This is a genomic window from Rhodococcus sp. NPDC003383, from assembly GCF_053589115.1.
On the sequence record NZ_JBSFRG010000026.1, the window covers coordinates 24,794 to 40,171 of the forward strand.

Annotated in this window: 15 protein-coding genes and 1 other RNA gene; 8 read left to right on the forward strand and 8 right to left on the reverse strand. The window is 70.8% G+C overall.

Annotated features, from left to right (window positions below):
• Window positions 1–81 precede the first annotated feature (81 nt).
• Window positions 82–1,632 carry an alpha/beta hydrolase gene (locus ACWDTS_RS20830; RefSeq protein WP_450108151.1) on the reverse strand — a complete coding sequence of 517 codons (1,551 nt, stop codon included), beginning with the start codon at window positions 1,630–1,632 and terminating at the stop codon, window positions 82–84.
• A 195-nt stretch (window positions 1,633–1,827) separates the two neighbouring features.
• On the opposite strand from ACWDTS_RS20830, the gene panB reads away from it, so the two are divergent.
• From panB to pip, 4 genes are all read left to right on the forward strand, one after another.
• Window positions 1,828–2,676: a 3-methyl-2-oxobutanoate hydroxymethyltransferase gene (panB, locus tag ACWDTS_RS20835; protein WP_197250990.1), complete on the forward strand. Its 849-nt coding sequence runs from the start codon at window positions 1,828–1,830 to the stop codon at window positions 2,674–2,676.
• Window positions 2,677–2,865: 189 nt separating this feature from the next.
• Complete coding sequence (locus ACWDTS_RS20840; RefSeq protein WP_197250989.1) at window positions 2,866–4,494, forward strand: GMC oxidoreductase; 1,629 nt, start codon at window positions 2,866–2,868, stop codon at window positions 4,492–4,494.
• A gap of 110 nt (window positions 4,495–4,604) precedes the next feature.
• Window positions 4,605–5,033, forward strand: a complete 429-nt coding sequence (locus ACWDTS_RS20845; RefSeq protein ID WP_197250988.1) for a hypothetical protein — start codon at window positions 4,605–4,607, stop codon at window positions 5,031–5,033.
• Window positions 5,033–5,995, forward strand: coding sequence for a prolyl aminopeptidase (gene pip, locus ACWDTS_RS20850; RefSeq protein ID WP_450108128.1), 963 nt, complete (start codon window positions 5,033–5,035; stop codon window positions 5,993–5,995). Before ACWDTS_RS20845 ends, pip begins: the two co-directional genes overlap by 1 nt.
• Before the next feature lie 16 nt (window positions 5,996–6,011).
• Here the strand turns inward: pip and ACWDTS_RS20855 are convergent, their stop codons facing one another.
• The 4 genes from ACWDTS_RS20855 to rnpB form a co-directional block, all read right to left on the reverse strand.
• Window positions 6,012–6,632: a CHAP domain-containing protein gene (locus tag ACWDTS_RS20855; protein ID WP_450108127.1), complete on the reverse strand. Its 621-nt coding sequence runs from the start codon at window positions 6,630–6,632 to the stop codon at window positions 6,012–6,014.
• Window positions 6,633–6,648: 16 nt separating this feature from the next.
• Window positions 6,649–8,061 (reverse strand): RNB domain-containing ribonuclease, encoded by a 1,413-nt coding sequence (locus tag ACWDTS_RS20860; RefSeq protein WP_197250985.1) that lies wholly within the window; start codon window positions 8,059–8,061, stop codon window positions 6,649–6,651.
• Between the two features lie 16 nt (window positions 8,062–8,077).
• Complete coding sequence (locus ACWDTS_RS20865; RefSeq protein WP_197250984.1) at window positions 8,078–8,257, reverse strand: hypothetical protein; 180 nt, start codon at window positions 8,255–8,257, stop codon at window positions 8,078–8,080.
• 245 nt (window positions 8,258–8,502) lie between these two features.
• Window positions 8,503–8,925, reverse strand: an RNA gene (gene rnpB / locus ACWDTS_RS20870) — RNase P RNA component class A.
• A gap of 57 nt (window positions 8,926–8,982) precedes the next feature.
• Between rnpB and ACWDTS_RS20875 the strand changes: the two genes are divergently transcribed.
• The 4 genes from ACWDTS_RS20875 to ACWDTS_RS20890 all read left to right on the forward strand — a co-directional run bounded on the left by ACWDTS_RS20875 (window position 8,983) and on the right by ACWDTS_RS20890 (window position 12,203).
• Entirely contained in the window at window positions 8,983–9,504 is a 522-nt protein-coding gene (locus ACWDTS_RS20875) for a DUF1697 domain-containing protein (protein WP_450118942.1), read from the forward strand.
• Window positions 9,505–9,614: 110 nt separating this feature from the next.
• Window positions 9,615–10,445, forward strand: a complete 831-nt coding sequence (locus ACWDTS_RS20880; RefSeq protein ID WP_450118963.1) for an acyl-CoA thioesterase — start codon at window positions 9,615–9,617, stop codon at window positions 10,443–10,445.
• A gap of 43 nt (window positions 10,446–10,488) precedes the next feature.
• Window positions 10,489–10,899 carry a DUF427 domain-containing protein gene (locus tag ACWDTS_RS20885; protein ID WP_450118943.1) on the forward strand — a complete coding sequence of 137 codons (411 nt, stop codon included), beginning with the start codon at window positions 10,489–10,491 and terminating at the stop codon, window positions 10,897–10,899.
• Between the two features lie 32 nt (window positions 10,900–10,931).
• Window positions 10,932–12,203 (forward strand): lipase family protein, encoded by a 1,272-nt coding sequence (locus ACWDTS_RS20890; protein WP_450118944.1) that lies wholly within the window; start codon window positions 10,932–10,934, stop codon window positions 12,201–12,203.
• A gap of 45 nt (window positions 12,204–12,248) precedes the next feature.
• Here the strand turns inward: ACWDTS_RS20890 and ACWDTS_RS20895 are convergent, their stop codons facing one another.
• From ACWDTS_RS20895 to ACWDTS_RS20905, 3 genes are all read right to left on the reverse strand, one after another.
• A complete protein-coding gene (locus ACWDTS_RS20895) occupies window positions 12,249–13,412 on the reverse strand; it encodes a bifunctional RNase H/acid phosphatase (protein ID WP_248675310.1) in 1,164 nt (387 codons plus the stop codon).
• Complete coding sequence (locus ACWDTS_RS20900; protein WP_197250980.1) at window positions 13,373–14,107, reverse strand: zinc ribbon domain-containing protein; 735 nt, start codon at window positions 14,105–14,107, stop codon at window positions 13,373–13,375. Before ACWDTS_RS20900 ends, ACWDTS_RS20895 begins: the two co-directional genes overlap by 40 nt.
• An 85-nt stretch (window positions 14,108–14,192) precedes the next feature.
• Window positions 14,193–15,326: a Nif3-like dinuclear metal center hexameric protein gene (locus ACWDTS_RS20905; protein ID WP_197251016.1), complete on the reverse strand. Its 1,134-nt coding sequence runs from the start codon at window positions 15,324–15,326 to the stop codon at window positions 14,193–14,195.
• Between the last annotated feature and the right edge of the window lie 52 nt (window positions 15,327–15,378).

Here is a 15,378-nt window from a genome sequence, read left to right on the forward strand (position 1 = left end):
GGCGAGACTAGGCACTGGGAGTTAACTCCGTGTTACATCGGTGAGTTATCGATGCGGCGTGTCGCTCACAACCGCTACGGGTCAGCAGTGCGGGTCGGATTCCGGCACCTCGAGGGACACCAGATACCGGATCACCGGGTCGTCGACGCACCGCTGCCCGTCGAGCACCACGGTGTGCTGGGTCCCGGTGAAACTGATGAGCGCGCCGCCGAGCTGACGGGCCAGATCCACGCCGGCCTGATAGGGGGTCGCGGGATCCTCGGTGGTCGAGACCACCAGCACCGGAGGCAATCCCGGAACCTCCGGAGTGTGCGGCTCGCCGGTGTTCGGCACCGGCCAGAACGCACACAGATCCAGCGGGGCCTGCCCGGTTCCGCGGCCGTCGTCGAGGAACGGCGCCGCCTCCCGGAACCGGGTGTCGGCCTCGCCGGCCAGGGCCCGGTCGGTGATCCGCGGGTCGTCGACGCACCGGATCGCGTTGAACGCGTCGTTGACGTTGTTGTAGGTGCCGTCCTCGCCCCGCCCCTCGTACATATCCGCCAGCAACAGCAGCGTGTCGCCGTTGCCGTCGGCCAGCGACCGCAGGCCGCCGCGCAGCGACCCCCACAGACTCGGCGAGTACAGGGCCTGCTGCACACCGGTGATCGCGTCGCGGTGGCTGAGTCCGCGCGGGTCGGTGGTCCGGGCCGGGGCGGTGATCAGCGGGTCGACCAGCGCCCGGAACCGCGCGACGGCCTGCGTCGGATCGGTGCCGAGCGCGCAGGTGTCGTAGCGGGCACAGTCCGCGGCGAACGCATCGAACGCCCGCTGGAAACCGGCGGCCTGTAGCACCACCTCCTCGACGGGTTCCTGCTCGGGGTCGAGCGCGCCGTCGAGGACGAGGGCGCGGACCCGGTCGGGGAACGTCTCGGCGTAGACCGTGCCGAGCCGGGTTCCGTACGAGAAACCCAGGTAGTTGAGCTTCTCGTCGCGGAGCACGCCGCGGATGACGTCCATGTCGCGGACCACCTCGCGGGTACCGACGTGGGCGAGCAGATCGAGTCCGGACCGCTCGACGCACGCGTCCGCGTACTCCTGGCTGTGTTTCTCGCTCGCGGCGATGCCCTCGGGGGACATGTCGCCGTCGTCGCGGGCCCGTTCCGCGTCGGCCTCCGCGTCGGTCAGGCAGCGCACCGCGGGCTCGGACGCACCGACCCCGCGCGGATCGAAACCGACGACGTCGAATCGTTCCGCGAGTTCGGTGGACGCGGCGACGGTGGCCATGCCCAGACCGGATGCCCCCGGTCCGCCCGGGTTGACCAGCAGGGATCCGATCCTGTCCCCGCCCGCGCGCACACGCGAGATCGCGATCTTCGCGGTCGCACCGTCCGGGTCGTCGTAGTCGAGGGGAACGGTGATGCGGGCACATTCCGCGCCCTCGCGCCCGAGGCGGGGACCGTCCGTGCCGTAGCCCGCGCAGGACTCCCAGGTCACGGGCTGGGTGTAGAACTGCTCCAATCCGTCCGGAACTCCGACCGGTTCGGCCGGGACCGCCCTCGTGGTGTCCGACGGGGAGCCGCAGGCGGTGGCCAGCGCGAGACCGGCGACTGCCAGGCCGGTGAGGACACGGGATCGCAGTCCGGGGGTGAGGATCGGCACTCCAGCGATGCTAGCGACGCGCGGTCCGGCGCCGCCGCGAGCGACCGCGGCCGGGCGGCTGCGACGAGCGGGAATGTGACCAATCGCACGACGCGCCCGGTACACGCGCGGAGCGTGCGGTGGCAGACTCGAGATCGTCATCACCAACCCGGGGACCCCGCACGGGCCTCGAGGCAGAAAGGGACAGCGATGTCCGACAACATGACTTCCGTGTACGGCGGCGCTGCCGCGTCCGATGCCCCCAAGCGCAAGACTCGCGTGCATCACCTGCAGGCGATGAAGGCCGAGGGCCGACGCTGGGCCGAGCTGACCGCCTACGACTACTCGTCCGCACGCATCTTCGAGGATGCGGGCATTCCGGTGCTGCTCGTCGGCGATTCCGCCGCGAACGTCGTCTACGGCTACGACACCACCGTCCCGGTCACCGTCGACGAGATGCTGCCGCTGGTACGCGGCGTCGTCCGTGGCGCACCGCACGCGCTGGTGATCGCCGACCTGCCGTTCGGCACGTACGAGGCGTCCCCCGAGCAGGCGCTCGCGACCGCGATCCGGTTCATGAAGGAGGGCGGCGCCCACGCGGTGAAGCTCGAGGGTGGCGAACGGGTCGCCCCGCAGATCGCGGCGATCACTGCGGCCGGCATCCCGGTGCAGGCCCACATCGGCTTCACCCCGCAGTCCGTCAACACCCTCGGCGGGTTCCGGGTGCAGGGCCGTGGCGACGGCGCCGAGCAGCTGATCCTCGACGCGATCGCGGTCCAGGAAGCCGGTGCGTTCTCCGTCGTGATGGAGATGGTTCCGGCCGAGCTGGCCGGTCAGGTCACCCGCAAGCTGACCATCCCCACCGTCGGCATCGGCGCGGGCAACGAGTGCGACGCGCAGGTGCTCGTGTGGCAGGACATGGCCGGCTACACCAGCGGCAAGACCGCCAAGTTCGTCAAGAAGTTCGGCAACGTCGGCGACGAACTGCGCCGCGCCGCGGCCGACTACGCCGCCGAGGTTGCCGCGGGTACCTTCCCGGGCCCCGAGCACTCCTTCTGATCCCACTTCCCTGATCCCGGTCCCGACGGGTGTCACGGCCATGCCGTGGCACCCGTCGTCGGCATTCGGGGCCGGCAATTCACCCGGGATGGCCTCCGGACGCGTCCTCCGGTTACAGTAACCGCCGGTAGCGGGCGGGCCGGTCGGTCACGTCCGGGGGGTATCACGGACATCCTTGGGGGCTCTGGGATGAAGCGGCGTCGTTTCCTGCAGGCATCGACCCTGGCGGCTGCTGCCGTCGCGTTCGGGCCGGGGCTCGCAGGATCGCGGTCCGCGTCCGCGCTGCCCGTGGGGACCGACACCTACCTGCGCCTGGTGCCCGAACTGTTCGCCGCTCCCCCGACCGCACCCGACCACTCCGAGGTCATCGTCGTCGGATCCGGTTTCGGGGCCAGCGCCGCGGCGCTGCGCCTGGCCGAGTCCGGCAGCCGCATCACCGTCCTCGAGCGCGGCCTGCGCTGGCCGCGCGATCCGCAGCGGGAGATCTTCACCACCGACCTGCTCGCCGACGGCCGCGGCCTGTATCACCGTGTGGCGTTCATCGGCCCCACCGGTGTCCCGGTGACCTGCGACGACTTCGCCGGGGTCCTCGACGTGGTCGACTACCCCAACCTGTCGGTGTGGCGCGGCGCCGCGGTCGGCGGCGGCTCCGTCGTGTTCACCGGCGTGATGATCGCGCCCGAGCAGCGCTTCTTCGAGCACGTGTTCGGCTCGCGGCTCGACTACCGGGAGATGACCTCCACCTGGTATCCGAAGGTGCGCTCCATGCTGCGCCTCGATGCGATGCCCGACGACATCTACGGCGCCCCCGAGTTCACGCACTCGCGCCGGTGGGACGCGGACGCCCGCGCGGCCGGCTACACCCCGCATCGCATCGACGGGATCTGGAACTGGGACGTCGTGCGCGACGAACTCGCCGGGCGGGTGCGGCGCTCGGCGATCGCCGGCGAGAGCAACCTCGGCAATTCCAACGGCGCCAAGTTCGACCTCACACAGAACTACATTCCGGCCGCCGAGGCCACCGGGCGCGCACTCGTGTGCCACGCGCATCGCGTGCTCGCCGTCGGTCAGGAACCCGACGGCCGCTACCGCGTCGACGTCGAGATCGTCGACCCCTTCGGCACCGTGCTGCGGACGCGGACGCTGACCTGCGACAGGCTGGTGCTCGGCGCCGGCTCGATCGGCACCACCGAACTGCTGCTGCGCGCCCGCCACACCGGCGCACTGGCGAACCTCGACGACCGCGTCGGTCGTGGCTGGGGCACCAACGGCGACGCCGTGCTGGTCCGCTCCTTCGCGCTCACCGACGGATTCGCCGGCGACCAGGGCGCCCCGTCCGCCTCCCGGATCGTCGACGAGTCGGGCATGCCGCTGAGCCTCGAGAACTGGTTCGTCGCGGGCACCGCGAAGGACGTGGGCATGCTGGCCTCGCTCGGCATGACCCTCGACCCGCGCCGCGCCGAGGTCACCTACGACGCCGGCGCCGGCCGCGCCGTCGTGAACTGGCCGGCGGGCGGGGAACGGGAGAGCGTGGAAGCCCTGCGCGCCGTCCACGACGCGATGGCCGAGGCCGGCGGCACCGTGCCGGGCGCGCGGCCGATGGCTCCGGATGTCAATGCGTCCTTCACCGCCCATCCGCTGGGCGGTGCCGTCCTCGGCGAGGTCACCGACGGCTACGGTCGCGTGCACGGTCATCCGGGCCTGTACGTCGTCGACGGCGCTCTGATCCCGGGCAGCACCGGCACGGTGAATCCGTCGCTGACGATCGCCGCGCTCGCCGAACGCAACATCGCGCGGATCATCGCCGAGCGCGGCTGACGGGTGACGGACGGCACCATCGCAGTGGTGACGAACGGCACCGCCGTCGTGCGGTCCGCGGGTGGCAGACTCGGTGTCGACATCGACCGCTCGACCTCCGAGGTGACTCCATGACCGGACTCCGACGCACGCTGACCGCGGCCGTCGTCGCTGCTGCCACGATCACCGTGCTCGGTGCCTGCGCCCCGGGATCCGAACCCGCGCCGAGTGGTTCGACCAACCCCGCGCCGCCGACCGCCGAGACCACTGCCCCGGCGGCGCTGCCGGGTGGGGTCACCGAGACGCAGGCGGCGGATCTGTGCACCCGGATGGAGGGGGAGCTGCAGAGCTGGCGCACCTACACCCCGTCGATGAGCAAGCCCGGCCTGAACCTGCTCGTCGGCGAGTGGGCCGCCAACAACGGCATCGATCTGATCGCCCTGGCCGGGGACCGCGCCCGCATCGACGAGATCACCACCGCGCAGTGCCCGGACGTTCGCGACGAGGCGCTGAGGGCGCTCGAGATCCCCGACTTCGCGTCGGCGCTCGTGGGTTACTGATGACCGAGTTGCGCAAGCCCTATCCGCCGATCGAGCCGTACGAGCAGGGCATGCTCGACGTCGGCGACGGCCAGCAGGTGTACTGGGAGATCAGCGGAAACCCGGACGGCAAGCCCGTGGTGTTCCTGCACGGCGGCCCGGGTGGCGGCACGTCCCCGCTGCATCGGCAGTTCTTCGATCCCGGCGCATACCGCATCGTGCTGTTCGACCAGCGGGGCTGCGGCCGGTCCCTTCCGCACGTGGCGGACGGCGCGGACCTCTCGACGAACACCACCGGCCATCTGTTGGGGGACATCGAACTGCTGCGCACCCGGCTCGGGATCGATCGCTGGCAGGTCTTCGGCGGATCGTGGGGATCGACGCTCGCGCTGGCGTACGCGCAGAAACATCCCGACCGGGTCACCGAACTCGTCCTGCGCGGGGTGTTCCTGCTGCGGCGCAGCGAGATCGACTGGTACTACAACGGCGGGGCCGGGCAGATCTTCCCGGACCTGTGGGAGAAGTTCTGCGCCCCGCTGGCGGGTGCGGAGCCCGGCGAGCATCCGGTCGACACCTACCATCGGCTGCTGCACTCCCCCGATCCCGAGGTCGCGCTCGAGGCGGCGGTCGCGTGGTCGACCTGGGAGGGCGCGACGAGTTCGCTGCTGCCGCGGCCGGAACACGTCGCCGAAACCGGGGAGCCGCGTTTCGCGTTGGCGTTCGCCCGCATCGAGAACCACTACTTCCGCCATCGCGGATTCCTCGACGAGGGTCAGTTGCTGCGGGATGCGCACCTGCTGAACGGCATTCCCGGGGTCATCGTGCAGGGACGCTACGACGTGGTGTGCCCGGCGACGAGCGCGTGGGCACTGCACCGGGCGTGGCCGGAGTCGACGCTGCAGATCGTCGACGACGCCGGACACGCCGCGAACGAGCCCGGCATCACCCACCACCTCGTCGAGGCCACCGACCGGTTCCGGTGAGCCCCGTTCGGTCTCCTCAGCCGGCGAGGAGACCGAATCCGACGACGGCCGGGTCCGATGCCCAGTCCAGGCTGTGCACCCGGATCCGGCCCATCTCGTTGCCGCCGACCGTGATCGCGGTGGTGCCGTCGACCGCGACGACGATGTTGGTGTGCTGACCGACCCAGCTGGTGTTGTCGTAGAGCACCACGTCACCGACCTCGGGACCACGGCCGGAGCCGGCGGGCACGAATCGGCCCTCCTGCTCGTAGTACTCCTGCAGCGTGTACACGCCGGGGATCCGCCAGTGCCCCGAATTCGGGTTGGACAGCGGCATTCCGGCTTCGCGCATGATCCAGCTGACGAAGTCGGCGCACCACGGTTCCTTCACGCCCTCGGAATAGAAGGTGCCGGGCCGCTGCGCGTCGTGTTCCTGCTCGAGCAGCTCGACGACGCGGGCCTGCTGCGGCGACAACGCGGTCGTGTCGATCTTCGGGAACGGTTCGGTGTCCCACGGCAGATAGCGGCTCGGCGCGAGCCACAGCACGAACCCGGCCGCGGCCGCGAGCACCGCGACGACGGCGACGAAAACGGCGGCGAGACGGCGGTTCCGGGATCGGCCGGAACCGGTCGGGGTGTCGGATCGGGTGTCGGTCACGCCGTCGACGGTACCGTCACCTCGAGTACGCGAACTGCACCTTCCGCGTCACCGGGTCGGCCACGTCGAGCGTGACCCGCACGTGGGTGCCGTCGTCCGGCTCGCCGCTGCACGGGGCGATGACGGTCTCGGACGGGACGAACACCTGCGCGTCGCGCCGGCCGTTCGCGCCCCGGATGACGGTCGCGTCGAACTGTTCGCCCACCCGCGGCGCCAGCACCGTCGCCTCGGTCAGGTCGATGCAGGTGCGGGCGATCTTCCCGGCGATCGAATCCGACGCCGACATGATGTCGGGCATCGCGGCCAGCTCGTCCCGGATTTGCTGCGGCACCGGCTCGCCCGCGCTGACGGCCAGGCACACCTCGGTGGCGTAGCGGTCCGACAACCGGCGCAGCGGCGCGGTGACGTGCGCGTAGGGTGCGCCGATCGCGCCGTGCACGAGAAGATCCGGCAGCGACCCGTCGAGCGGTCGATACGATGCGCCGCGCAGCAGTGCCGGTGCCTCGCTCATGAGCACCAGCGTGGTGGGCAGGTTCGCGTCCAGGCCCGCCAGGAAGTTGCCGACGGACACCTCCGCCGGCCACGGAACGTTCAGCGCGGCGGCGGTGTGCCGCAACGCGGCAACCGCTTCCGGGTCGGCGGGCGGCAGCGTGCGCAGCAGCCCGACCTTCGCCTCGATCATCATCGACGCCGCGCACATGCCGGTCAGCAGCGACACCTGAGAGTTCCAGTCGTCGGCCGCGGTGCGCGGTTCGATCTGCAGCGTCCAGCCCTTACCGTCGGCGACGACGTCCTGCTCCGGCAACCGCAACTCGATCGCGCCGCGCGCCCGCGCCGCGGCCTGACGCAGGCGACCGAACTCGGGCAGCGCCGCGATCGACGGATGCAGCGTCCCGGCCACCGCGTCGGCCTGCACCCCGGCGTAGTCCAACCGCGCCGCCGAACGCACCAGCGCCCGCCTCACCGTCACGGAGACGGGTTCGGCGGCCGCGTCGAGTTCCATCCGCCACAGCGCCGCGGGCCGGATCTCACCGGGCAGCAGACTCGCCGAGCCCTCCGCCAGCTCCCGCGGATGCAGCGGGACCGAACCGTCCGGCAGGTAGTAGGTCTGGCCGCGTTTGTGGCTCTCCTTGTCGATCGCACCACCCGGTTCGACGACGGCGTGCACATCGGCGATCGCGTAGTGCAGGACGAACCCGCCGTCGGCGGTGCGTTCGAGATGCAGCGCCTGATCGAGGTCCATCGACCCGGGCGGATCGATCGTCACGAGCGGCAGGTCCGTGCGGTCCTCGCGCTCGGCCGCGAAACGGTCGACGGTCTTCTCCGCTTCCGCGATCGCGGACGCGGGGTAGCGGTCGTCGAGCGCGAATTCGGCGCGGACGGCACCGAAGTCGATCGCGGGCGCGACGACAATGCGTGTGTTCACCACGGGCGCGTGAGGCTCCTCAGTTGTTCCACTCTTCGTCGGCGGCGTCCGCGGCCTTGTTGCGTTCGGCCGCGATCTCGAGCGCGCGCTCGGCGGTGGCTCGGTCCGGATAGGGACCCATCCGATTCAGTGCGTTGGGATCCTTGCCCTGGGAGACCTTGCCGGTGCTCACGTCGTAGTACCAACCGTCGTCACTCATATCGACAGTCTGCCGCAACGGTGGGCGAGAACGGGCCGAACCCGCCGGTCGGGCGTGGCTGGTACCGTCGCGTCCGGTCCCCCGAACCCGATACGAGAGCCGAGGAGAACCACATGTCCTACCTGATCTTCGACAACCTGCTGCCCTACCTGGGTGCCGACGCGGCTACCTACTGGGCGCAGCTGCTGGTGGTCGGCCCGCTCTGACCGGACCCGCTCCGGTCACCCGGCGGTGCCCGTGAAGGGCGGACGAGTCGGCCTGTAAGCCGGATCCTGTCCCCCGCCGAGGCGGGGTGGCGACCATCCATCTGGGCACACCGTCACCGGGTACCTCGAGCGGTCCACCCGCAGGCTCGGGCGAGCAGCCCTCGAACACCTGCGCAGCCGCACCGCCGCCCCGAGGGGGTGGTGGTGCGGCCTTCGACCTTGCTCCGGGCGGGGTTTACCGAGCCACCCCGGTCACCCGGGGTGCTGGTGCGCTCTTACCGCACCGTTTCACCCTCACCTGCCCCGAAGGGCAGGCGGTCTGTTTTCTGTGGCACTGTCCCGCGAGTCACCTCGGGTTGCCGTTAGCAACCGCCCTGCTCTGTGGAGTCCGGACTTTCCTCGGCTCGGGGCCTGACACCATTCGGTGCCGGTTCCTCGATCCGCGGCCGCCCGGCCAACTCGTCCGCGTCGACAACCATACTGCCCTGCCTGTCGGATACGCGAACTACGGTGCCGTCCATGACGCGTTACGTGGCTCTGCTGCGAGGGATCAATGTCGGCGGCATCACCATCAAGATGGCGGACCTGAAGGACGTGTTCACCGGACTCGGCTACGGCGACGTGCGTACGGTGCTCGCCTCCGGCAACGTCGTGTTCGGCTCGGAGAACACCGACCCGGCCTCGTTGAAGGCGGAGATCGAGGCGGCCCTGGGTGCCCGCTTCGGTTACGAGGCGTTCGTGTTCGTGCTCGAGCAGGCCCGATTCGCCGGTCTCGCCGATGCCTGCCCGTTCGAGGAGAACCGGGACGGCTGGCACACCTACGTCGTCTTCGTGGCCGACCCGGCCGTGCGCGAGGAATTGCTCGGTATTGCCGTGGACCCGCAGATCGAGCGGGTCGCGCCGGGTGAGGGCGTCGTCTACTGGCATGTCGTCAAGGGGTCGACGCTGAGCAGCGCGTTCGGGAAGGTCGTGGGCCGTGCCCGGTACAAGTCCGTGACTACGACCCGGAACATGCGTACGATCCGCAAGTTGCAGGGGTAATCCGGCTCCTGCTCTCGGAGAACTCTGCTCTCGCGGGGTTCGGCGAAGGAGCGGGCGTGACGACACCTCGGGATTCGGTAAGGACCGTCGAGGAATCGTCGGTGGAGCGCATGCTCCGCATCTTCGACGTCACACCCAGCGGCGAGAACCGCTTCACCGGCGAGAGCGACGGCGGCGGCCGGCGCGTCGCCGATGCGACCCAGCTGCTCGCCCAGGCCATCGTCGCCACCGCGAAACGGTTCCCCGACAAGCAGATCCGGTCCGCGCGGGCGGTGTTCGTGCGGGCGGTCGACTCGGAGGTTCCGGTCGACTTCGAGGTCGACGTGCTGCACGAGGGCCGCACGATGGCCGACGCGGAGGTCGCCGTCTGCCAGAACGGCCGCCGGCACGCGATGGTCTCGGTGCTCGCCGACGTGCCCACCGGCGACGTCGTCCGGCACCATGCGGCCAAGCCTCAGGTCGCCGGTCCCGAAGCCGCTCATCCGGTACACATGCCCATGACCGGCCGCGACTTGCGGGTCGTCGGCGTGGTGGACGTCCGCAGCCCGGAGGAGGTCGGACCCCCGGAACTGCACGCATGGTTGCGCTACGACCCCGTCCCCGAGCGCGCCGACCTCGCCAAGGCGCTGCTCGCGCACTTCACGAACCACCTGTCGGTGTCGGCGACGCTGCGCGCGCACGAGGGTGTCGGCACGAGCCAGGCACACCGGACGATCTCGACCGGGGTCATGACGGTCACGGTCGCCTTCCACGAACCGGTCCGCTGGGACGGATGGCTGCTGTACTCGCACGAGAGCACGCAGGTCGGTTCCGGCATGTCGTACGTGCGCGGGCAGGTGCACACCGACTCCGGTGACCTGCTCGCGTCGTTCACTCAGGAGGCGATGATCCGGCCGATCCGGCCCGAGGACGCGGCGATTCCGGCCGCGTCACGGCTGTGAGCACACCCCGAACCGTGCCCGACCGATCCGAACGAGGACACCCATGAGCACAGGAACCGACAGCACCCGTTCCCCCGGCTTCGCGGCCCGGCCCGACTACCGCGTCGACATCCACGCGCGCCGCAACCTGGTGCGCGCAACCCTGAACGGCGTGCGCCTCGCGGAGACGAGCAGGTCGCTGCTCGTCGACGAACAGGATCACGGGCTGGTCTTCTACTTCCCCCGCGCCGACGTCCTCGTCGATCTCGCAACGTCCGACGCCCCGTCGACCCGCTGCCCGTACAAGGGGGAAGCCACCTACTGGAGCGTCGAAGGCGACGGCGGGGAACCGCTGTGCTGGAGTTACGACGATCCGTACGAGCAGGTCGCTCGTCTGCGCGGGCACGTCGCGTTCTACCAGGACCGTGTCGACGTGTCCGTGCACCAGGCACATCCCGCGGTCTCCGGCCGCTGAGGCAGCACCGCTGAAGACAGACAGGAACCCGAATGCCCCGCAAGCTCAGGAATCTCGCGATGATCGCGGTCGCGGGAATCACCGTCGCGGCGCCGCTCGCCGCGCCGGTGGCCGCCGCCGACCCGGCCGGTCGCTCCGGCGAGTACACCGACTTCTACCTGCCGCCCGATCCGCTGCCTGCGGGCTCCCCGGGGGACGTGCTGCGCGTCGAGCCGTCGGTGGCGGCGATCGTGCCCGGCACCCCACTCGCGATCGATGCCACCGTCACCCGGGTGATGTACCGCAGCGTGGGAGCGGCCGGGGACCCCGTGGCTGTCACCGGCACGGTGCTGGTCCCGACCCTGCCGTGGGCGGGGACCGGACCGCGGCCGACGGTGATCGTCGGCCCGGGCACGCAGGGTATGGGTGACCAGTGTGCGCCGTCGAAGCTCATGGTCTTCGGCCAGGAGTACGAGTATCTGCAGATCGCCCCGTTGCTCGCGCGCGGCTACGCCGTGGCCGTCACCGACTACGAGGGTCTGGGCACGCCGGGGATCCATCCCTACCTGAACCGCGAATCGCAGGGTCACGCGATGCTCGATCTCGCGCGGGCCGCACGGTCGCTGACCGAGCTGGGCATCGCCGAGGACACCCGGTTCGCGTTCTGGGGATACTCGCAGGGCGGGATGAGCTCGGCGGCCGCCGCGGAGTTGAAGGACAGCTACGCACCCGAGTTGCCGGTGGTCGCGGCGGTCGCCGGATCACCGCCCGCGTCGCTGGCCGATCTCGCCGTTGCCGGCGACGGCTCCATCCTGACCGGTGGGATCGGCTGGGTCGTCAACGGCTTCGTCGCGGCGTACCCGGACGACGCCGAGGAGATGCTCGCGGTGTTCAATCCCGAGGGTCGCGAGATCCTGGACCGGGCCGCGGACTCCTGCGTGTACGACTTCCCGCTGCTGAATCCGTTGGCGTCCACCACCCGGTACACGCTCGACGGGCGGCCCATCGCCGACTATCTGTCGGCGGAGCCGTGGGCGAGCGCGGTGAAACGGCAGGAACTGGGCAACACCCCTCCGTCGGTCCCGATGTTCGTCGGGCAGAACGCCGCCGACGATCTCGTGCTCGTGACAGGCGTCGACACGATGGTCGGGAAATGGTGCGCCGCAGGGGTATCCGTCGACTATCAGCGGTATCCCATACCCCCGGTCCTGGAGAAGACCGTCGTCGGGCACGGGGTCGGGTTGCTGCCCGCGGCCGCGCAAGGCCTGGAGTGGCTCGACGCGCAGTTCGCCGGCGGACCGACCGGCAACAACTGCGGCGCCTGAGTCTCAGTCGCCCGTCACCACCGGTTCGACGTCACCTCCGCACCGTCACAGGTGCGAGGTGTCGTTGACCAGCCGCACCGAGGATCCGCCGTCGGCGAAGAACTCTGCGATCGACAGCGACGCCAGATCCAGGTGCAGCCGGTAGAGCAGCGAGGGCCCGGCGTCGAGCGCGAACTGCAGCATCGTCTTGATCGGCGTGACGTGCGAGACCAGCAGCACGGTCTGTCCCGGATATTCCCGGATCAGCTCGTCGCGGACCTTCGCGATGCGCGCGTTGACCTCGTCGAAGCTCTCCCCCTGCGGTGGCCGCACGGAGGTGTCGCCGAGCCACGCGCGGTGCAGGTCCGGGTCCCGGTCGGCGGCTTCGCGGAACGTCAGGCCCTCCCAGGCGCCGAAATCGGTTTCGGTGAGACCGTCGTGCACTGCCACGGGCAGGTCCAGGGCCCGGCCTGCCGCCGCGGCGGTGGCGCGTGCCCGGTCCAGCGGCGACGAGACGATCGCCGCGACGCCGCCCCGCTTCCCGATCCGGGTCGCCGCAGCCTCGGCCTGCGCACGACCGAGATCGGTGAGCTGCGGGTTGCCCCGCCCGGAATAGCGCCGTTCGACCGACAGCGGGGTCTGGCCGTGCCGCAGCAGCAGGAACCGGGTGGGTGAGCCGACCGCTCCGGTCCAGCCGGGTGCGGTGTTCTCGGCCGGTGCGGTGTTCGCGGCCGGTGCGGCCGTGGGAGCCTCCACCGTCACCGGGTCGACCGCTCCGACCACCCCGGCGGCCGCGGCGTCCATCGCCTCGTTGGCGAGCCGGTCCGCGTACGCGTTCTGCATGCGCGGGATCCACGTGAAGTCGACGCGGTCGAAGCCGGCCGCGAGCTCCCGGGCCCGCGCAGCGAGCGGAATCATGTCCGGGTGCTTGATCTTCCAGCGTCCCGACATCTGTTCGACGACGAGCTTCGAATCCATGCGCACGTCGACGGCGTCGGCGCCGAGTTCACGGGCCGCGGTCAGACCGGCGATCAGTCCCCGGTACTCGGCGACGTTGTTGGTGGCGATGCCGATGCTCTCGCTGCGTTCGGCCAGCACCGTGCGGCGGTCGGCGTCGAACACGACCGCGCCGTAGCCGGCCGGACCCGGATTACCGCGCGAGCCGCCGTCGGCTTCGACGACGACGGTCGTCACTGCCCGGCTTCCTTGCGGACCAGGATCGCGTTGCATTCTGGGCAGCGCACCAGCACGTCGGGTGCCGCGGCGGTGATCCGGGCGATCTCGCCGCGGTCCAGTTCGAGGCGGCACGCGCCGCAGCGGCGGCCCTGCAGCAGCGCTGCGCCGATGCCGGCGCGTTCGCGCTGCTTGTCGTAGGCGGCGACGAGGTCGGCGGGGAACGAGTCGACGAGGGTGGCACGGTCGGTGCGGCAGCGCTGCTCGGCGACCTCGATGTCGGCGAGCGCTTCGTCGCGCAGCCTCTCGGCCGCGGCGATCTCCTCGTCGATCTTCGAGACCTGCGCGCCCGCGTGATCGTGATCGGCCTTGGTGGCCTCGCGCCGTTCCATGACCTCGAGGAGTTCGTCCTCGAGTGCCGCCTGACGACGTTCGAGGCTGCTCAGCTCGTGCTGCAGTTCGGTGAGCTGCTTCGCGCCGACCGTTCCGCTCTCGAGGAGCTTGCGGTCGCGATCACCACGCTGGCGGACCGCATCGACCTCGGTCTCGAGTTTACGGATGTCCCGGTCGAGGTCGTCGAGGACGATCTCGACGGCGACGGCCGCGTCCTTGCGGCTGGTGCGCTCGGCTTCGAGACGTTCGACCTCCTGCTGCTCGGGCAGGGTGCGACGCCGGTGTGCGAGACGGTTCAGCTCGGCGTCCACGGCGGCGAGGGACAGAAGCTTGGACTGCACGGCGGGTTCGACGTTCACGCGGGTGGTTCCTGCTTTCGAGAACTCGGAGTAGGGGCTTCGGAGGGGACGGTCGTAGCTGATTACGGTACCGCGCGCGGGTGCGTCACCGGGCGGCGGTCGTCCACGGGTCGGTGCGCAGCTCACTGACCCGCGCGGCCCACCCCGGGCGATCCCCGAACGCGGCATCGAGTACACCGCGGGCCTGCTCGCACCACGGGTATTCGCTGGCCCAGTGCGCGACGTCGACCAGCGCCGGGCCGCCGGCGCGCAGGTGCTCGTCGGCGGGGTGGTGCCGCAGATCGGCGGTGACGTAGGCGTCGACGCCGAGTTTCGCGACGGTCCCGAGGAACGAGTCGCCGGATCCGCCGCACACGGCCACGGTGCGGATCTGCCGGTCCGGGTCGCCGGCGCCGCGCACACCCCATTCGGTGGTGGGCAGCGCGGCCGCGACCGTCTCGGTGAATGCGCGGAAGGTCTGCGGTTCGGATAGTTCGCCGACGCGGCCGAGGCCCCGGGAGCTGGGCAGTTCGGCCAGTTCGAACACGTCGAAGGCGGGTTCCTCGTAGGGGTGCGCCGAGCGCAGGGCGGCGAGGACCGCCGAGCGGGCGCGGCGCGGCGCGATCACCTCGATGCGATCCTCGGCGACCCGTTCGAGTTCGCCGACGCTGCCGATCGCCGGGTCCGCGCCGGTGAGCGGCCGGAACTGTCCGGTGCCCGAGGCGGTCCAGCAGCATTCCCGGTAGTTGCCGATCGCTCCCGCCCCCGCGGCGAACAGGGCGTCGCGCACGGTGTCGGCGGCCTCGGACGGAACCATCACCACCCACTTGTCGGTGGCCGGTTCCGGCTTCGGTTCCAGGGGTCGCAGCCCGGTCAGGCCGAGCGCCTGCGCGAGCGCGTCGGACACGCCGGGGTCGGCACGGTCCGCGTTGGTGTGGGCGGTGAACAGGGCGCAGCCGCCGCGGATCAGCTTGTGGATCAGTGCGCCCTTCGGGGTGTGGGCACCGACGGTGTCGACACCGCGCAGCAGCAGCGGATGGTGCACAAGCAGCAGCTGCGCTCCCCACGCGAGGGCTTCGTCGACGACCGCGGCGGTCGCGTCGACGGCCAGCAGCACCTTGCTCGCCGGTTCGTCGGGGTCACCGGCGACGAGGCCGACCGAATCCCACGACTCGGCCAGCGACGGCGGGTAGGCCGCCTCCAGCACCCCGATCACCTCACGCAGCCGCACCTCACGCAAAGTCGCCGCCGACACGTGCCCTCCTCGCCCGTCGTCCGTCGTTCCGAGACGA

Excerpts from the sequence above, each read along its gene's own strand:
- ACWDTS_RS20885 (WP_450118943.1), top strand. The coding sequence starts at position 10,489 with ATGAGCACAGGAACCGACAGCACCCGTTCCCCCGGCTTCGCGGCCCGG.
- pip (WP_450108128.1), top strand. The coding sequence starts at position 5,033 with ATGACCGAGTTGCGCAAGCCCTATCCGCCGATCGAGCCGTACGAGCAG.
- ACWDTS_RS20865 (WP_197250984.1), bottom strand. The coding sequence starts at position 8,257 with ATGAGTGACGACGGTTGGTACTACGACGTGAGCACCGGCAAGGTCTCC.
- ACWDTS_RS20890 (WP_450118944.1), top strand. The coding sequence starts at position 10,932 with ATGCCCCGCAAGCTCAGGAATCTCGCGATGATCGCGGTCGCGGGAATC.
- ACWDTS_RS20840 (WP_197250989.1), top strand. The coding sequence starts at position 2,866 with ATGAAGCGGCGTCGTTTCCTGCAGGCATCGACCCTGGCGGCTGCTGCC.
- panB (WP_197250990.1), top strand. The coding sequence starts at position 1,828 with ATGTCCGACAACATGACTTCCGTGTACGGCGGCGCTGCCGCGTCCGAT.
- ACWDTS_RS20880 (WP_450118963.1), top strand. The coding sequence starts at position 9,615 with ATGCTCCGCATCTTCGACGTCACACCCAGCGGCGAGAACCGCTTCACC.
- ACWDTS_RS20895 (WP_248675310.1), bottom strand. The coding sequence starts at position 13,412 with ATGCAACGCGATCCTGGTCCGCAAGGAAGCCGGGCAGTGACGACCGTC.
- ACWDTS_RS20875 (WP_450118942.1), top strand. The coding sequence starts at position 8,983 with ATGACGCGTTACGTGGCTCTGCTGCGAGGGATCAATGTCGGCGGCATC.
- ACWDTS_RS20845 (WP_197250988.1), top strand. The coding sequence starts at position 4,605 with ATGACCGGACTCCGACGCACGCTGACCGCGGCCGTCGTCGCTGCTGCC.